Origin of the sequence: Myroides albus, from assembly GCF_024722315.1 — a bacterium.
Classification (GTDB): domain Bacteria; phylum Bacteroidota; class Bacteroidia; order Flavobacteriales; family Flavobacteriaceae; genus Flavobacterium; species Flavobacterium album_A.
On sequence record NZ_CP102754.1, the window covers coordinates 15,039 to 32,415 of the forward strand.

General features: G+C 32.8%; 18 protein-coding genes. 10 read left to right on the plus strand and 8 right to left on the minus strand.

The features are described from left to right. The first annotated feature begins 68 nt into the window (after positions 1–68). The 3 genes from NWE55_RS00090 to NWE55_RS00100 are packed head-to-tail and all read left to right on the plus strand — an operon-like array spanning position 69 to position 2,185. On the plus strand, positions 69–563 hold the full coding sequence (locus tag NWE55_RS00090) for an RNA polymerase sigma factor (protein ID WP_155091815.1): 495 nt from the start codon (positions 69–71) through the stop codon (positions 561–563). Between the two features lie 16 nt (positions 564–579). Then, on the plus strand, positions 580–1,194 hold the full coding sequence (locus NWE55_RS00095; protein ID WP_160339361.1) for a DUF8845 family protein: 615 nt from the start codon (positions 580–582) through the stop codon (positions 1,192–1,194). A gap of 49 nt (positions 1,195–1,243) precedes the next feature. Then, positions 1,244–2,185 carry a LysR family transcriptional regulator gene (locus NWE55_RS00100; protein WP_155091817.1) on the plus strand — a complete coding sequence of 314 codons (942 nt, stop codon included), beginning with the start codon at positions 1,244–1,246 and terminating at the stop codon, positions 2,183–2,185. 68 nt (positions 2,186–2,253) lie between these two features. Here the strand turns inward: NWE55_RS00100 and NWE55_RS00105 are convergent, their stop codons facing one another. From NWE55_RS00105 to NWE55_RS00120, 4 genes are all read right to left on the minus strand, one after another. Beyond that, the gene (locus tag NWE55_RS00105) at positions 2,254–2,976 is read right to left on the minus strand and encodes a response regulator transcription factor (RefSeq protein WP_155091818.1); all 723 of its coding nucleotides are present in this window, start codon (positions 2,974–2,976) and stop codon (positions 2,254–2,256) included. Positions 2,977–2,986: 10 nt separating this feature from the next. After that, the gene (locus NWE55_RS00110; RefSeq protein ID WP_155091819.1) at positions 2,987–4,570 is read right to left on the minus strand and encodes a sensor histidine kinase; all 1,584 of its coding nucleotides are present in this window, start codon (positions 4,568–4,570) and stop codon (positions 2,987–2,989) included. A gap of 62 nt (positions 4,571–4,632) precedes the next feature. After that, a complete protein-coding gene (gene coaE, locus NWE55_RS00115; RefSeq protein WP_155091820.1) occupies positions 4,633–5,229 on the minus strand; it encodes a dephospho-CoA kinase in 597 nt (198 codons plus the stop codon). A gap of 12 nt (positions 5,230–5,241) precedes the next feature. Then, the gene (locus NWE55_RS00120; protein WP_155091821.1) at positions 5,242–6,237 is read right to left on the minus strand and encodes a glycosyltransferase family 2 protein; all 996 of its coding nucleotides are present in this window, start codon (positions 6,235–6,237) and stop codon (positions 5,242–5,244) included. Between the two features lie 139 nt (positions 6,238–6,376). Here NWE55_RS00120 and porX point away from each other — a divergent pair, with 139 nt between their 5' ends. From porX to NWE55_RS00140, 4 genes are all read left to right on the plus strand, one after another. Continuing rightward, complete coding sequence (gene porX / locus NWE55_RS00125) at positions 6,377–7,930, plus strand: T9SS response regulator signal transducer PorX (RefSeq protein ID WP_155091822.1); 1,554 nt, start codon at positions 6,377–6,379, stop codon at positions 7,928–7,930. A gap of 1 nt (position 7,931) precedes the next feature. Continuing rightward, positions 7,932–8,348, plus strand: a complete 417-nt coding sequence (gene tsaE / locus NWE55_RS00130; RefSeq protein ID WP_155091823.1) for a tRNA (adenosine(37)-N6)-threonylcarbamoyltransferase complex ATPase subunit type 1 TsaE — start codon at positions 7,932–7,934, stop codon at positions 8,346–8,348. A gap of 16 nt (positions 8,349–8,364) precedes the next feature. Further along, a complete protein-coding gene (locus NWE55_RS00135; RefSeq protein WP_155091824.1) occupies positions 8,365–9,561 on the plus strand; it encodes an alanine dehydrogenase in 1,197 nt (398 codons plus the stop codon). Positions 9,562–9,623: 62 nt separating this feature from the next. Next, a complete protein-coding gene (locus NWE55_RS00140; RefSeq protein ID WP_155091825.1) occupies positions 9,624–10,001 on the plus strand; it encodes a DUF4258 domain-containing protein in 378 nt (125 codons plus the stop codon). A gap of 129 nt (positions 10,002–10,130) precedes the next feature. On the opposite strand, the gene NWE55_RS00145 is transcribed toward NWE55_RS00140, so the two are convergent. Then, complete coding sequence (locus tag NWE55_RS00145; protein ID WP_155093499.1) at positions 10,131–11,042, minus strand: IS982 family transposase; 912 nt, start codon at positions 11,040–11,042, stop codon at positions 10,131–10,133. 1,116 nt (positions 11,043–12,158) lie between these two features. Here NWE55_RS00145 and NWE55_RS00150 point away from each other — a divergent pair. After that, on the plus strand, positions 12,159–12,563 hold the full coding sequence (locus NWE55_RS00150; protein ID WP_155091826.1) for a DUF4377 domain-containing protein: 405 nt from the start codon (positions 12,159–12,161) through the stop codon (positions 12,561–12,563). Between the two features lie 116 nt (positions 12,564–12,679). Here NWE55_RS00150 and NWE55_RS00155 read toward each other — a convergent pair whose 3' ends face one another. Continuing rightward, the gene (locus NWE55_RS00155; RefSeq protein WP_155091827.1) at positions 12,680–13,162 is read right to left on the minus strand and encodes a hypothetical protein; all 483 of its coding nucleotides are present in this window, start codon (positions 13,160–13,162) and stop codon (positions 12,680–12,682) included. Positions 13,163–13,785: 623 nt separating this feature from the next. Here NWE55_RS00155 and recG point away from each other — a divergent pair. Then, complete coding sequence (recG, locus tag NWE55_RS00160) at positions 13,786–15,888, plus strand: ATP-dependent DNA helicase RecG (protein ID WP_155091828.1); 2,103 nt, start codon at positions 13,786–13,788, stop codon at positions 15,886–15,888. An 11-nt stretch (positions 15,889–15,899) separates the two neighbouring features. Then, the gene (locus NWE55_RS00165) at positions 15,900–16,481 is read left to right on the plus strand and encodes a non-canonical purine NTP diphosphatase (protein WP_160339100.1); all 582 of its coding nucleotides are present in this window, start codon (positions 15,900–15,902) and stop codon (positions 16,479–16,481) included. Positions 16,482–16,532: 51 nt separating this feature from the next. Here NWE55_RS00165 and NWE55_RS00170 read toward each other — a convergent pair whose 3' ends face one another. After that, a complete protein-coding gene (locus tag NWE55_RS00170; protein WP_155091830.1) occupies positions 16,533–16,754 on the minus strand; it encodes a hypothetical protein in 222 nt (73 codons plus the stop codon). Positions 16,755–16,814: 60 nt separating this feature from the next. Next, positions 16,815–17,030, minus strand: a complete 216-nt coding sequence (locus NWE55_RS00175; RefSeq protein ID WP_155091831.1) for a hypothetical protein — start codon at positions 17,028–17,030, stop codon at positions 16,815–16,817. Between the last annotated feature and the right edge of the window lie 347 nt (positions 17,031–17,377).

A 17,377-nucleotide genomic window follows, 5' to 3' on the forward strand; every position in this document is an offset into this window, starting at 1 on the left:
ATATATCTTTAAAGAAATATTAATCATATTATTTGTAACAATAATATAAGTTGTGCGACACATTAGATATGAATAAACATCTGGAGCCTGAATTTATAACCTTATTGGATAACAATCAAAACCTTATCCATAAAGTATGTCGATTATATACAGTCGACGAGGCTTCTCATAAAGATCTTTTTCAAGAAATCTCCATTCAACTATGGAATGCCTATCCTAAGTTTAGAGGAGATGCTAAATTCACTACCTGGGCTTACCGAATCGCATTAAATACGGCAATCTCTTTATATCGTAAGAAGAAGCGATCAATAGACACTACTTCTATTGACTTTAGTATCCACAAATTTGAATACACAGAGTACAACGAAGAGGAAGAAGAACAGCTTAAAGCAATGTACAAAGCCCTACAAGAATTAAATGACATCGAAAAAGCCCTTGTCTTTCTTTATTTAGAAGATAAAAATTATGATGAAATAGCAGAAACACTTGGTATATCAAGTATAAATGCAAGGGTTAAAATGAATCGAATTAAAACAAAACTAAAACAGCTATTAAATCCATAGTAATACGTTAGATATCATGCAGGAGTTAGATTTACTTAAAAAACACTGGAATCAGCAAAAGGATTTTCCTAAGATTTCAAAAGAAGAGATACAGAAGATGATTCACAAGAAGTCATCGTCTATAGTTATGTGGATTTTCGTGATTAGCATCATAGAATTTATTGTGCTTAATCTACTTAGTTATCTATATTCTTTTAAAGAACAAAACGAAATAGAGTTAAAGGGCAAACCTTTATATTTTCTTGTGGATTACATAGATTATATCTCAGGATTGACTTCTATCGTATTTATTGTATTGTTCTTTTTCAATTACCGCAAAATATCTGTAGCAACCTCAACAAAACAACTCATTGCACAAATATTAAAAACCAAAAAGACAGTCAATTACTATATCTACACCAATCTAATCATTATAGGATTAGTTATTATTCTCGCAACTATCAACTATATTCCATGGACAAATTCAAATATTAACTTTAAACAGAGTATAGTTTTTTTAGCATTAATGGCTGTTTTTTCAGCTCTTTTCATCTTGTTAACTTGGGGGTATTATAAAGTGATTTATGGTTTATTAATCAAAAAATTAATGAAGAACTTTAAAGAATTAGAAAAAATAGATTCAGACAATTAGATATCACTTATTTTAACTAACTTACAACAAAATAAGGAATAGTTTATTTATGACAATTACCCAATTAATATATGCTCTGGCTGTTGCTGAGCACCGAAACTTTACGCTTGCAGCCGAAAAAATATTTGTAACCCAACCTACCTTAAGTATGCAAATACAAAAGCTCGAAGAAGAGCTTGGTGTTCAAATATTTGACAGAAGTAGCAAGCCGATTCAACTAACTGCAATTGGAGAAATTATTATAAAACAAGCTCAGAAAATTGTAGATGAATCAGACAGAATAAAAGATTTAATAGATCAGGAAAAAGGCTTTATTGGCGGAGTCTTTAAATTAGGAATTATCCCTACTGTAGCCCCTACATTGCTACCTATGTTCCTAAAAACATTCTTTACAAAATACAGTAAAGTTCACTTAATTGTTGAAGAGTACACTACTGATGAAATTATCTACAAGCTTAAAAATGGTTACTTAGACGCTGCTATTGTTGCAACTCCTTTGCAAGATAGTGATATCGTTGAAAAAGTCTTGTACTATGAACCATTTGTTGGATATATTCCTCCGCAGTTTAAACAAGGACTAAACAAAGAGATAACTGCAGAAGAATTAGACTTAAAAAACCTCTTACTCTTACAAGAAGGCCACTGTTTTAGAGATGGAATCATCAATATTTGCAAAAATGCAAATGCCTCAGAGGACAGGAGTTTTAAACTTGAAAGTGGAAGTTTCGAAACGCTAATCAATCTATCTAAAGAAGGATTGGGTTATACCCTTCTTCCATACCTACATACAATAAACTTGAGTAGAGATGATCAAGCTAATTTGGTTCAATTTAAAGACCCTAAACCCGCAAGAGAAATTAGCTTAATACACACCAAGAATGAGCTTAAAGTACAAATTATAAATGCCTTATATGATGTTATACTAAGTATTGTAAGAGGCGCCATAGCATTTCAAGATGTCAAGATTATAAGCCCTAAAAAAGCAAAATAATATCATTTAGATAGACAAAAAAAGGGACAATGTTTAAAACATTGTCCCTTTTTTATATCGACTCAATCTTATTTTTGATCTTCTTTGTCTTTAACCACTAATCTGAATCCTTCTCCGTGAATGTTTAAGATTTCAACACTCTCGTCTAATTTTAAATACTTTCTCAACTTAGCGATGTAAACATCCATACTACGAGAAGTAAAGTAATTATCATCTCTCCAGATCTTTGTTAAGGCTACTTCACGAGGCATTAAATCATTCTCGTAGATAGCTAACATTTTTAATAATTCATTCTCTTTTGGAGATAATTTGATTGGCTCATCATTCTCAAAAGTTAAAAATCTTAATTTAGAATTCAAATGGAATTTACCAATTTGAAATTCAAACTTAGTATTATCCGTTTTAACTTCTGAAGATTTTCTATGAATAATTGCTTTTATCTTCATCAGTAAAACTTCTGAATCAAAAGGCTTATTTAAATAATCGTCTGCTCCAACCTTATAACCTTTCAATACATCTTCTTTCATTGACTTTGCAGTTAAGAAGATAATTGGAATTTCCTTATTCTTATCACGGATTTCTTTGGCTAAGGTAAATCCGTCTTTATAAGGCATCATAACGTCTAAAATACAAAGGTTAAAAGTATCTCTTTTGAACTTTTCAAAACCTTCCATCCCATTCTTTGCTAATGTAACCTCGAAATCATTAATGGCTAAATAATCTTTCAAGATTGCTCCGAAATTAGGATCGTCTTCTACTAATAAAATCTTTTTGTTGTTTGTTGTTTCCATGTTATATGTATTAATTTATTAATGGCATTTTTATAATAAATGTACTTCCTTTTCCTTTTTCGCTCTCTACATATACTTGAGCATTGTGTACTTCTACAATTTGTTGAACATAGGCCAAACCTAATCCATGACCTTTAACATCGTGTAAATCTCCCGTATGTTCTCTGTAGAATCTGTCAAATATACGCTTTTGAGCATTTTTACTCATCCCTACTCCTTGATCTTTTACTTTAATCAAGATAAAGTCCCTATAGTTCTCAGTATAAACATCGATTATAGGTCTTTCTTTAGAGTACTTAATTGCATTGTCTAAGATATTTACGATCACACTGGTAAAGTGAAAATCATTACCTAAGACATCAGTTCTAGTAGCATCTAAATGCAAGTTTATATCTCCGCCTCTATCTTGTATAATCAAAGCAACGTGATCAACAGCATTTTCAATAATTTCATGAACATCCATTCTATCCTTCTCAACATCGTAATCGCGCTTTTCCAATTTCGAAATACGCAAGACATTCTCGACTTGAGCATGCATTCGCTTATTCTCGTCCCGTATCATCTTTAGATATCGATCAACTTTTTCTGGATCAGATATCACCTTGGGATTCTTAATAGCATCTAACGCTAAGTTTATAGTTGCAATAGGCGTCTTAAACTCATGCGTCATATTATTGATAAAGTCAGTCTTTATTTCAGAAATTTGCTTCTGTCTAATTAACTGATCAATAGCACTTAGATACGCAGCTATAATAACTACTGTAAAAAGTACTGATAAAAATGTTATTCCAATTAAGGAAGAAAACAAATATTTACTTTTTTCTGGAAAAGACACGTACAAATGATACTTACTTTTCCCACTATTATCTTTCAAGATTGGAACACCATAAGTTGAGTTTTCTTCGTATTCAAACTCATCTGACTTAATCTTAGTAGCCAATCCTTTATTATAAATACCAAATTCAAACTTAGCATTAACACCATACTGCTTTAATTCCTTTTGCAGTAGTTCATGCAAATTATCTTTTGATACTCTTTCATCTACACTTCGCAAAGCAACAATATCTTTGAAATAAATTTCAAATTGCGCTTTGTCTAATAAATCTAATCCACCTGTCTGTTCAATAACCTCATCAGGATAATTTTGATTTATCTCATTTCTCTCAAATCCATTACCGCGATAAATCTCAGTCTTTCTCTTAGAAATAAAATTCTTTACCTTGACTGAATCTGGAGCTTTCTTATCAAAGAGCGAACTTTTTATATTATAGTCCTCTGCTATTAAATAATTCGAGTAAAATATCTCCTCATTGGTAGCAGGGTCTCTCTCGACAATTAAATACTGCTTTAGTTCACTTTGTTTAGGAGCGGTCCCAATACTATCTTTTAACTGATTGTAAAACTTATAGAACTCAGTCGCTTCATTTTGCTGAATTGTATTTGCTACATTTCCAATTACCTGTTGAACATGATATTTAAACTGTTCATCATTATTTCTATATGAGCTTACAATCCAATATAGTTGAACTATTATTATACCTATCAGAGAAAAACTCATAATAGCTACTAATAAACGAAACCTAAACTTACTCATTGATTTTCAAAATTAACATTAAAATAAACACCAATAATAACGATTAACATAAAATTAACTAATTAAATTGAATTTTTTCTCAATTTAATGTCATTAACAATGGAAATTACGCATTCTTTAACCAATTTCATATCAATATTCTCAATAATATAATCGCTTAATGACTTTTTCTTCAAGTCATCCCATTGATTAGCTATAATCTGTCGAATACTGTCTTCCGTTGTGTTATCTCGCTTCTTTACGCGCTCAATTCTTATTTCTTCTGGTGCTGTAACAAGAATCGTAAAGTCACATTCCCTATCCAAACCCTTTTCAAATAGAATGGCTGACTCCTTTATAATAAAATCAGCTGCCTGATTTGCCTGAACAAATTCGAGAAAGTCTTTCTTTACTTCTGGGTGTACTATACTATTTAACTCATTTAACAGTGATTTATTGTCAAATACTACTTCGCGAATCTTTCTCCTATCTAACTTTCCCAAAGCATCGAGCACATTGATTGGAAAAACAGCCTGTATTCTATCTATTACATCTTGTCGATCCATTATATACTTTGCTCTATCATCAGCTATATAAATCGGTATTCCCTCTGCTTCAAACATTTTGGCTACCGTCGTTTTACCACTGCCTATACCTCCTGTTAACCCAACTATTTTCATAACGCTTACCTTCTATTTAAAAAACATCTCTGGCAATGCTTCTTCAGGTTTTCTATTCAAGACAACTATTCTATAAGTAGCTTTAACAAAACCCGTACCATAACCAAAAAATTGTATAAAAACTGACAAAATTGACAAAAAACCTATTTTCAAACTACGCTCTTTTATCGCAGATGTCATAAATACAAGTAAAAAGTACAAAATATAAAGACAAAACAAGTAATAATTTTCAAATAAAATACCTATCAAACTCATAAGTAATCCCAAAATAAAAACACTCGGAAACCAATAGGTTAACTTACTGTACTTTGGATACCTTTTATTTAAAATAGGCCTTGCCTTGCCAAACTTATTTACTTGCGTATAAAATTTCTTCCAGTCTATTCTCCTTTTGTGATAGACATAAGCCTTAGGGAAAAGCTCCGTTTCAAAACCTAATTCCCATAAGCGAATCGTCAAATCAGGATCCTCTCCTGGATGTATTTTACCATAACCTCCTGAAGCTTCAAATGCTTTCTTTGAAATTCCCATATTAAAGCTCCTTGGTTGAAACTTACCTACTCGCTCACTGCCCCCTCTTATACCCCCAGTTGTCATAAACGAGGTCATTGCAAAGTTGATTGCCTTTTGAACATCAGTAAAGCTATCCAATGCTGCATCAGGCCCACCAAAACAATCTACAAACTTGTGATTTAAATATTGGTCTACAATTGTCAAATACTGACTTGGTATTATACAATCTGAATCTAAAACAATAAAATAATCTCCTTTAGCGCGTTGCATACCATAGTTGCGCGAATCACCTGGTCCCGAATTTTCCTTATAATAGTAACTGACTGAAAGTCTGTCTTCATATTTTGCCACTATATCTCGTGAATCAATTGCTGAACCATCCTCTACCACAACCACCTCAAAATCACCTTTATAGGTTTGATTAGTCAAACTATCTAAAAGCTCGTCAATTTCATCTGGTCTATTGTAAAGAGGAATTATGAATGAATAGTACATTTTCCCAATATTTACATAATACTGTAACAAAAATATCGTTAAGTATTGTAATACAAAAATTGATTATTATATTTATCAATACTATTTTATTCTTTATTAGAATTAATACCCCACAAACTAATTACAAAACAATCAAAACATGAACAAAATCAGCATATTATGGGTCGATGATGAAATTGATTTACTTAAACCTCATATTCTTTTTTTAGAAAAAAAAAATTATATCGTTACAACGTGTACTAATGGTCAAGATGCCATTGAACTTGTCAAACAGCAATCATTTGACGTAGTATTCCTTGACGAGAATATGCCTGGGATTACAGGATTAGAAACTCTAAATGAAATCAAAAGTATCAACAGTAGTGTACCAATCATCATGATTACCAAAAGTGAAGAAGAATACATTATGGAGGAAGCAATTGGATCAAAGATATCTGATTACTTAATCAAACCTGTCAATCCGAATCAAATCCTTCTGAGCTTAAAGAAAAACCTCGACGATTCACGATTAATCTCTGAAAAATCAACACTTAGTTACCAGAAAGAGTTCCGCAATATATCGATGGACCTTATGGATGCAAGGACTTATGAAGACTGGATATCTATTTATAGAAAACTGTTATACTGGGAACAAAAATTAGAGACAATTGAAGATCAAGGGTTAATTAATATCTTAGACAGTCAAAAATCTGAGGCCAACAACCTCTTTTGTAAATTTGTCGAGAAAAACTATGAATATTGGATTAATAACCCTGATGACAGCCCAGTATTTTCACATCAAATCTTTAGAAAGTGGATTGCTCCTGAACTAAAAAAAGAAAATGCCAAAATATTATTTGTCGTTGTCGATAATATGCGATACGATCAATGGAGAGCATTTGAGCCTATAATAGGAAATCACTATAAAGTAGAATCTGAATACAGTTTCTTTTCCATTTTACCTTCTGCAACTCAGTATTCTCGAAATGCCATTTTCTCAGGGTTAACGCCTTTAGAAATGTCTGAACATTTCCCACAATATTGGAAGAACGACACTGATGAAGGGGGAAAAAATCTTTTTGAGAATGAATTCTTACAAGCCCAATTAAAGCGATTGCGACTTGACGTAAAAAATGAATACTACAAAATCACCAATCAAAGAGAAGGTAAAAAGTTAGCCGAAAACTTCAAAAGCCTAAAGAACAACCAATTAATTACGATTGTTTACAATTTCGTAGATATGCTTTCTCATGCCAAAACAGAAATGGAAGTTATTAAAGAACTGGCATCTAATGACAAAGCTTATCGTTCGCTAACTGTGAGTTGGTTCAAGAATTCTCCTTTGTTTGAAATGATTCAACAAGCCCAACAAATGGGATACAAAGTAGTCATCACAACCGATCACGGTACAATTAACTGTAAGAATCCTTCTAAGGTGATAGGCGATAAAAACACCAGCCTGAATTTGAGATACAAAACAGGTAAAAGCCTTACTTTTGAAAATAAGGATGTCTACGCAGTGAAAGATCCTAAAAAAATACAATTACCAAGTATTAATTTGAGTAGTTCATTTATTTTTGCAAAGAATGATTTATTTCTCGCTTACCAGAATAACTTCAATTACTATGTATCATACTACAGAAATACATACCAACATGGAGGTATCTCATTAGAAGAATTAATTGTTCCTTTTATTATTTTAAACCCCAAATAAAATGGAAATCACATTTTCTTTAGAAAATATTGATCAGACTGCAGAAACAGTACTAAGAAACATACAGAACAAAGTTGTTTTATTTGATGCTGAAATGGGCACAGGTAAAACAACTTTCATCAAATCATTAGCAAAGCACTTAGGAGTAAATGATTTGACAAGTAGTCCTACGTTCTCTATCGTCAATGAATATCATTCTGCTACGACAAGCGATATTGTCTATCACTTTGACCTATATCGCATCGAAGAAGAAGAAGAAGCCTATGACATGGGAATGGATGAATATCTTGACTCTGGCAATTGGTGTTTTATAGAATGGCCTGAGAAAACGCCTAATATAATTCCCGAAGACCATACTTTAATCGAAATCTTCACTTTAGAAAATGGAGATAGACGATTGACTTTAACAAATAACTAAATACCCTGTAACAATCATGAATTTCTCATCTCCTTTTTCTCAAAAAGATTTAATTCCTCAAGAAGAGTGCCTTATGGTTGAAAGACCTAAAAGCAGCTTATTCATAGGTGTACCAAAAGAAAACTTTGATATCGAAAGAAGAATATGTATCACCCCTGAGGCAGTACATACCTTAACCTCTTATGGTCATAGAATCTTAATCGAAAAAGGAGCTGGCGAAGCTGCGAGTTACACAGATCAAGAATACAGTAAGGCTGGTGCGGAAATTACTGCGGATATCAAAAAGGTTTTTGGCTGTCAGATTATCATAAAGGTTGTCCCTCCTACTTTGGAGGAGATAAAACTGCTTGCTCCATACTCGGTGGTATGGTCAACAATTCAATTAAAAACGCTTGATAACAAGTATTTTAACGCTTTAAGTAAGAAGAAAATCTCTGCTATTGGCATTGATTTCATACAGGACAAATTGGGTTCTTTTCCCTCAACCAGTGCGTTAAGTGAAATTGCAGGAATAGCCTCTATTCACATAGCCTCTGAACTCATGAGTACTATTAACGATGGAAAGGGACTGCTCTTTGGAAATATCACCGGTGTATTTCCCACGGAAGTAGTGATCCTTGGAGCTGGAATTGTAGCAGAAAACGCTGCGCGAACAGCTTTAAACTTAGGTGCAAATGTCAAAGTATTCGACAATTCACTACAAAAGCTAAAAAGACTACAGAACAACCTACCACATCGCATTGCTACATCGACCATACAAGAGAAGATATTGCTAAAAGCTTTAATGCGCTGCGACGTAGCCATTGGTGCTATCCGAGGAAAAACAAGAGCGCCAATCATCGTCAGCGAAACAATGGTAGAAAACATGAAAAAAGGCGCTGTAATCATTGATGTTGCGATTGATAACGGAGGGTGTTTTGAAACTTCAGAACTGACCACACACGAAAAACCTACCATAGTCAAAAATGGAGTTATTCACTATGGTGTGCCAAATATCACTTCCCGTTATTGCAGAACGGCCTCAATGGCATTAAGTAATATACTAACTCCACTCTTATTAGAATTTGTTGAAAACGGAGATCTGGAAGGTACAATTCACAGCGATAATACGATTCGATCTGGAATCTACAGCTACAAAGGACTCGTTACAAATCAAAGTGTGGCAAATTGGTTTAACCTTGATTTTAAAGACATCAATCTTTTCACCTTTTAAAATTTTGGTAAATGATTAGTTTACCAAGTTTGAATTAGTATTTTTGCACAAATTTATTTAAAATGAAATTTACACAACGTTTAGCATACTACTTGTTTGGTATTTTAATTGGCTGTATGTTCTTGGTTTATTTCTTTGGAGAAAAGAAAACTGAATTCTGTTATTTGCCAAACTGCAGAGTATTGAAAGACTTGAGAAGTAAACCTGTAGTTTATTCTCCTGAAGCTGAAAATATCTTTAAAGAGGGATGGGTTACAGACGATGATGTTAGAAATACCTTAACTTATGGTAAAGTTGATTTCTCTAAGAGTAATATCGAGGAAGAAAGTGGTAAACTATACATTGTCAAAGGCAAAAACGAAGCAAAAGAGCCAATCATTGTGGAGATAATTAATTACTCTGATAAAGTCAGATTAAAAAATATTAAAAAGGGAGAATAGATTTTCTCTTTCACCAAAATAGCAAAAGCCAATATCTTTAAGTAAAAGAGATATTGGCTTTTTTAATGGAGTTAAACACCACTATACTGTTATATTTTTAACCCTATCCTTACTTAACGTGAGTTCGACTTAAGCTATTAGTCTATTTTGATCAATAATGTCGTTAATATTATTAATAGAAGGCTTTTTCGGGAAGTATGAATATGTAATCAAAGCAGCTAACATATTTGCTATAAAATTATTAAAGGATCTGTGTCTTGTATGTTCTACTTGACACATATTCTTTAATTCATCATTTACAGTTTCAATAAGTGCTCTTTTCTTTAAATGTATTTTATCGGCAAGTAGCATCATTGAGTTCTTCATGTTTTTTTTGATTTTAGTAACTAAATGTACTCCATCAACGAACATTTGTTCAAAAAGATCTTTACTGATATATCCTTTATCTCCAAAGAGTTTACCAAAAATACGTTTATGAAAATTCAATTCTTTTAAAGGTTTTCTATCATCAACATTGGCTGGAGTTAATAAGAAATCAAGTATTTCACCTTTATCATTTATAATTAAATGAAGTTTAAACCCCATAAACCAACCAATAGAACACTGACCTTTTGTTGCTATATTCTTAAATGTTTTATGCTGCTTTTCTCTTTTAATGTGTGACACTCTTAAAGGAGTAGAATCTATAAATGAAACTCCTGTACATTTGCCTAATCTATTAGATTTTAAGAAGATTCCTAAAGGTACAATAACCGTTTTTTGTAGTTCTACAAAGCGATTATAAGAAACAGTTTTAGGAAATTCCTTTTGCATATGAACTTTTACATAATCAATATAATAATGTTTTAAACATCTAAAACCACTATCATGAAATAAAATCAAAATAGTCATTACTTCACTTGCATTAAGTGTTGACTTTCGATTACGTTTTTTCTTTGTACTATCTGATTCAATACTATGAGATTGCAAAACATTTGAATATGCTTTAAAAAATTCATCGACTTCATAATAAATTTCAGTAATTTTGTCTGTAGATAACATAGAGATAGTTTTAGTTAAATATTTGTGATTCAGAACCTTAAATATACTAATCCTATCTCTTTTTTTATAGCTTTTTTTTGCTTTTTCTTATATCGAACTCACGTTAATTAGCAAACTCTCACTTCAATCCAGTGCTAAAAGTTGACAAGTACAGAATGATTCCCCCTTACTTACCAAGAAAAACTCTATATCATCACCATCCCTAAACCTACCTCCCCCTACTTTAAAACACTTATAGCTACTTTTATTTCCTTTATCAGTGGAAAAATAACAACTTGCCTTAACACAGCTTAAAAGTTCTTAAAACAGCTTTTAAATCGATTTAAAAAAGGTTTCTTGAATGTTTTTAAACCTTTAAAACAACCTTTGTTTTGATTATCCCCTTATCTATTCACTGAATACAGAGTACACCAAAAGCAATAAACCATTTAAAATGCGGGGGCAATTGAATCAGGACTTCTACACCTACTTTCACCTTGTGAAACTCTTTGACTAAATTCAACCTTACTAAACATAAAGAACACCAATACTTTCATCGGACTTTCTTGCACCTTTCTTCGAGTATCCTTGCACTTTTACTGCCCAAAAGGAGTGTTTTCCCAAGAAAACCCCCAGCAAGCTGCAAGAAAACCCGAAGAAAGTGCAACCAAAAGCACACTAATTTGAAAATAATCATACAAAACGGGTTTTGCTACTTTACAAAAAAGAAGTACTCCTATTGAATCACAGAAAGCAATACTTAGAAAATAATTCTTTAACAACAATCAGAAGATCAGAAAGCTTTTACCCAATATCACTACACAAGTATTCTGTTATGGGCATACTATTAGCTTTTTGTATTTTAAATTAAACTGGTGAATACCCACAGAGATTTTTACCTTTTGTTCAACCTAAGACTAATGACCACACAACGGTACACCCTTTTTGGCAAACCATTCTAATAGCTAAGATTCTATTTCTCACTTTAACATACTAAAAAACACTTTAACATGCTGCTATCAACAATAAAATCACTATTTTTATTACCAAGTATTATTGACTATCTCAGTGATAATCAACACACTGAAAAAAAAGTATAAGTACTTAAAAATCAGTATTTATTTAAAAAACACAACTATGAAAAAGGCGATTTTATTAATTGCAATTAGCGCAATGGCTTTTGTTTCTTGTAAAAACAATGAAAAGAAAGAAGACACAACAGTTCCTAATTCTGAACAAAAGACTGAAGAAGTACAACCTGTTGCACAACAAGAAGAAGTGCAGATTGAAGGAACAGTTACTTACATTATTGCAGATAAGTTAGCAGACTGTACAGGTGTCGGGCCAATGAAATGTATGCAAATTAAAGAGAGTAAAGATGCAGAATGGCAATTTATGTATCAAGGGATTGAGGGATTTGAGTACGAAGAAGGATTCGAGTACGTAGTAGAAGTAAAACGTACTGAATTAAAAAATCCTCCAGCAGATGCTCCTTCTATTCGCTATACTTTAGTCAAATTAATTTCTAAAGAGAAAAAATAAAACAACAAGAGGTTAGCTAAGCTAACCTCTTGTTCTGTATTCCACTTACACTTAAACAGTGATGGACTTTTTCATATATTTTCATCAATGCGATTCCACATTGTCACTAAATCAACTTACTCTTTATACGACTGAACTTTTCTATACACTTCTTCATAGTAATTGTTCGGTAGATCGCTTTCGCTTTGAGTTTCCTCACGATGACTTCCTTTCAGTGTACCAACTTTATATCGAATACTAATCCTATTCTCTCTTAAATTCACTATTCCCTTTACCTTTTCATTACTTTCCTCGTACTTGATACAAAGCACGTCCTCTGATAAATTTGAATCAAACTTGACAGTATACTGTTCACTTCCTTCCTTATGCTCACTCACTGATAGAACACCTCCATGCTTAAAAAAAAGCATCTTTTGATAACCATACACATCCAACTTCATCTCAACGTTTCCTTCTTCGCTTAAAACATTCATTTCCGTCATCTCCCACATTGTACCACTTAACGGGCCATTATTAACTAATTCATAATCAGAAGAACTGCACCCAAACAACATGAATAAAAAGACGAAATAGAAAGTTTTAAAATATTTATTTTTCACAGCAATTATTTTAATTTTATTTTATTTGTTAAAATTAATACTATTTGAATAACTTCAGCATAAATATTTGGCTAACCTATTTGTTTTTTGAGTAAGCATACGCTATATATGTAAAACAAAATTAAATAAGTATGAAAAACAGTGGAGTTCAAAGCAAAAAATAAGCTCCTACACTCCTCATTCCTACATCTCAAATAATATTACACACCCGTATTTTCAGCTTTGATTTTTTATTCTTTTACTTTTTCTCAGATGAATGGCAAATCAATTGTGCAATCAATAATCGGAATTAGAAAAAGCGAAACATACTTGCTTAAGACACTATCCCTTGTGGGTTATTAGACAATTTTCACCTACAAGGTACCATAGGTATTTAAGCGAAAAAGAAGGATCTAACACGAAATAGAATGAATGATACAAGTTTGCTACAGTAGAGTTTTAAAGTAAATTGAAAACTTGTGATTTAGATTTCCTTTGTTGGGTTTGAGCAAAGGGGATTCAAGGTTAAAACTCTAAGGTAAAAAACTCACTTTTTGCTTAGGATTATAGCAATACCAAAGAAGAAACGTAGAGGAGTTGCCGACATAAATTTGTATCTTAGCCCCGTATTTAACTTAATAAACATGTCGAGAAATCTACTTGATACACCAATTGAATACCTTAAAGGAGTTGGCCCACAGAGGGGAGATCTCCTAAAGAAAGAATTGGGTATTTTTACTTATAGAGATCTACTACATCTATATCCAAATAGATACATTGACCGTACAAAATACTATAGCATCAATGAACTAAATGGCAATAATAGCGAAGTACAAATCATTGGAAAAATCATTCACTTAAAAACAGTTGAACAAAAAAGAGGCAAACGCCTTGTAGCGACTTTCACAGATGGTACTGGAGAAATGGAACTCGTATGGTTTCAAGGTTTTAAATGGATTAAAGAGAATCTAAAAATCAACACTCCTTATGTTGCATTTGGCAAATTGAATAGTTTCAACTACTCTTTTTCAATTCCACATCCAGAATTAGAGCTGTTAGAAGACCACCAAAAGAACCTTTCTTCTGCCATGCAAGCAGTCTATCCTTCTACTGAAAAATTAGGTTCGAAGATATCAAATAAGGCAATGAATAAATTAATGAATCAACTTTTAGTTGAAACTCATCAATTGTTCAATGACACTTTACCGAAGGAAATGCGACAAAGATTAAGCCTACTCTCTATGAGAGATGCCTTAATTAATATTCACTTCCCAAAAGACCCAAACCTACTGTCCAAAGCAGAATTTAGATTGAAATTTGAAGAGTTCTTCTATATTCAAATGCAGTTGCTAATAAAAAATATTGCGCGTAAACACAAGATTAAAGGTTTTCCTTTTAAAACTGTTGGCGACTATTTCAATACTTTTTACAAAGAACATTTACCCTTCCCATTAACAGGAGCTCAAAAGAGGGTAATTAAAGAAATTAGAAATGACGTTGGCCAAGAGGCTCAAATGAATCGCTTACTACAAGGAGATGTAGGATCGGGAAAAACAATTGTTGCTTTTCTCAGCTGCTTATTAGCCTTAGACAACGGTTTCCAAGCTTGTATTGTTGCCCCGACAGAGATTTTGGCAACGCAACACTTTATTGGTATATCCGAATTTGCCCAACCGTTGAATTTAAATATAAAGTTATTGACTGGATCATCCAAAACAGTAGAACGCCGAATCATTCACGAAGAACTTGAAAGCGGAGAACTGCAGATTTTAATTGGAACTCATGCGCTTTTTGAAGATAAAGTTATTTTTAAAAATCTCGGCTTAGCGATTATAGATGAACAACATCGATTCGGTGTTGAACAACGTTCAAAATTGTGGACTAAAAATGTCCTCCCTCCCCATGTATTAGTCATGACAGCTACACCTATTCCCCGTACTCTTGCCATGAGTTTGTATGGAGATCTTGATGTTTCAGTTATAGATGAACTCCCACCTGGTCGAAAACCAATAGAAACCCTTCATTATTTTGAAGGGAAGCGATTGGCTGTTTGGCATTTTATCAGAACGGAAATTGCCAAGGGAAGACAAGTATACATCGTATATCCACTAATAGAAGAAAGCGAAACCTTGGATTACAAAAATCTCATGGAGGGATATGAGGGGATATCCAGAGATTTCCCTTTACCTGAATACAGTGTAAGCATTGTTCATGGTCAGATGACTCCTGCTGAAAAAGAAGTTGAAATGGATCGATTTGCTAAGGGAAACACAAATATCATGGTCGCAACAACTGTAATTGAAGTTGGCGTGAATGTCCCGAATGCTTCTGTAATGATTATCGAAAGTGCGGAGCGTTTTGGTTTATCTCAACTACACCAGCTAAGAGGCCGCGTGGGTAGAGGCGCTGAACAAAGTTATTGTATCCTTATGACCGGAGATAAACTGAGTAATGACTCAAAAATCAGAATGGAAACTATGTGCCGTACCAATGATGGATTCGAAATATCCGAAGTAGATCTAAAGCTTAGAGGTCCCGGAGATATCATGGGAAAACAACAAAGCGGAACGCTTCCTTTAAAAATAGCAGATATCGTTAAGGACCAAGATATCCTACACTATGCAAGACATCAGGCTGTACAACTTCTAAAAGAAGATCCTAACTTAGAAGACGAAACAAATCAAAATATTAAAAACAAATTAAACGTACTAAATAGCAAAACAACTATTTGGAATTACATAAGCTAAACAACAACACTATGAAATTAGTATTTGCTTCAAACAACAAAAACAAAATTAAGGAAATCAAGAATCAACTACCTGATTCAATAGAAATTTTAAGTCTTGAAGATATTGGATGTAATATAGACATCCCAGAAACAGCTGACACAATAGAGGGCAACGCCAAACTAAAAGCTGACTTTGTCAAAAGACACTATGGTTATGATTGCTTCGCTGATGATTCAGGACTCGAAGTAGATGCACTGAATGGAGCCCCAGGTGTGTACTCTGCAAGATATGCTGGCGAGGATAAAAATGACGATGCGAATATTGACAAATTATTAGAAACACTAAAAGATAAAGATAACCGCAAGGCGAATTTCAAAACAGTAATTTGCCTAAACTTACATACAGAAACTTTCTACTTCACAGGTATTATAGATGGTCATTTATTAAAAGAGCGCCAAGGTAATCAAGGATTCGGTTACGACCCAATCTTTGTAGCAGAGGGTATGGATAAATCATTTGCCGAAATAACTATAGAGCAAAAAAATGCCATTAGCCATAGAGGAAAGGCTGTTAGTCAATTAGTCAATTTCTTGCTAACGCAACAAAAATAAACAACAAGGGCAGTCTGCACAGACTGCCCTTGTTGTTTATTTTTGTTAATCCTATTTTCTGAGAAAGTACTCCCTCCCCTGAGTATCAACATACACTTTTCTTCCATCAAACAACTCACGTATAAATAAATATTCATTTAATCGTTTTAGTTCTTTATATTTTAATGTAGTTATTTTTGCTAAACCATACTTCTTCTCTTTCTCAACAATTAATTCAGAAGGATTGCTTTCAAATACAATACTATCATACCCTATATCAGGCTGACTGTACAAACGATACTTCCCTTCTCTCTCTAAAATATACTATAGAGAATTTCTTGAAACTACATTGGATTAACTTGAATAACCAATAGTCTTTTGTCCATTAAAAATTAAAACATTTACACTCTTTATTAGTTTAATAGAATCTACTAATATCACACTGCTTACAGTATAAGGGGCATAAGTACCACATATCTCATAAATATTAAAAATATCCTTTTCCTTTTTTATTTCATACTCAACAAATGGTTTAAAGTTACCACAATACGCTATACCTGTATTTTTCATAGGTTTATTATCATAATCAACAAAGTACACTTCTCCTTTGTTTGTAATAACTCAATACCTTCCTTCCTCTTCATTTACTCTTTGTTTGTCTAAGGTATCCGATTTATTAAATAGTGGTTTAGTCACTTGAGCTGATACAATACTTTATATTAGACAACATATCAAAAAAGTAAACAATACTCTCACAATCATTTTTTACAGCCAATACAATTAACAAAACACTAATATACTGATCATTACAAACACAAACTCCTATTACATCTTCACAAGTAAAGAACCAATCACATCGTCTCATCTTTCTACCAATCACACTTTAACAAAAAAGTCTAAAACATTAATGGCACACT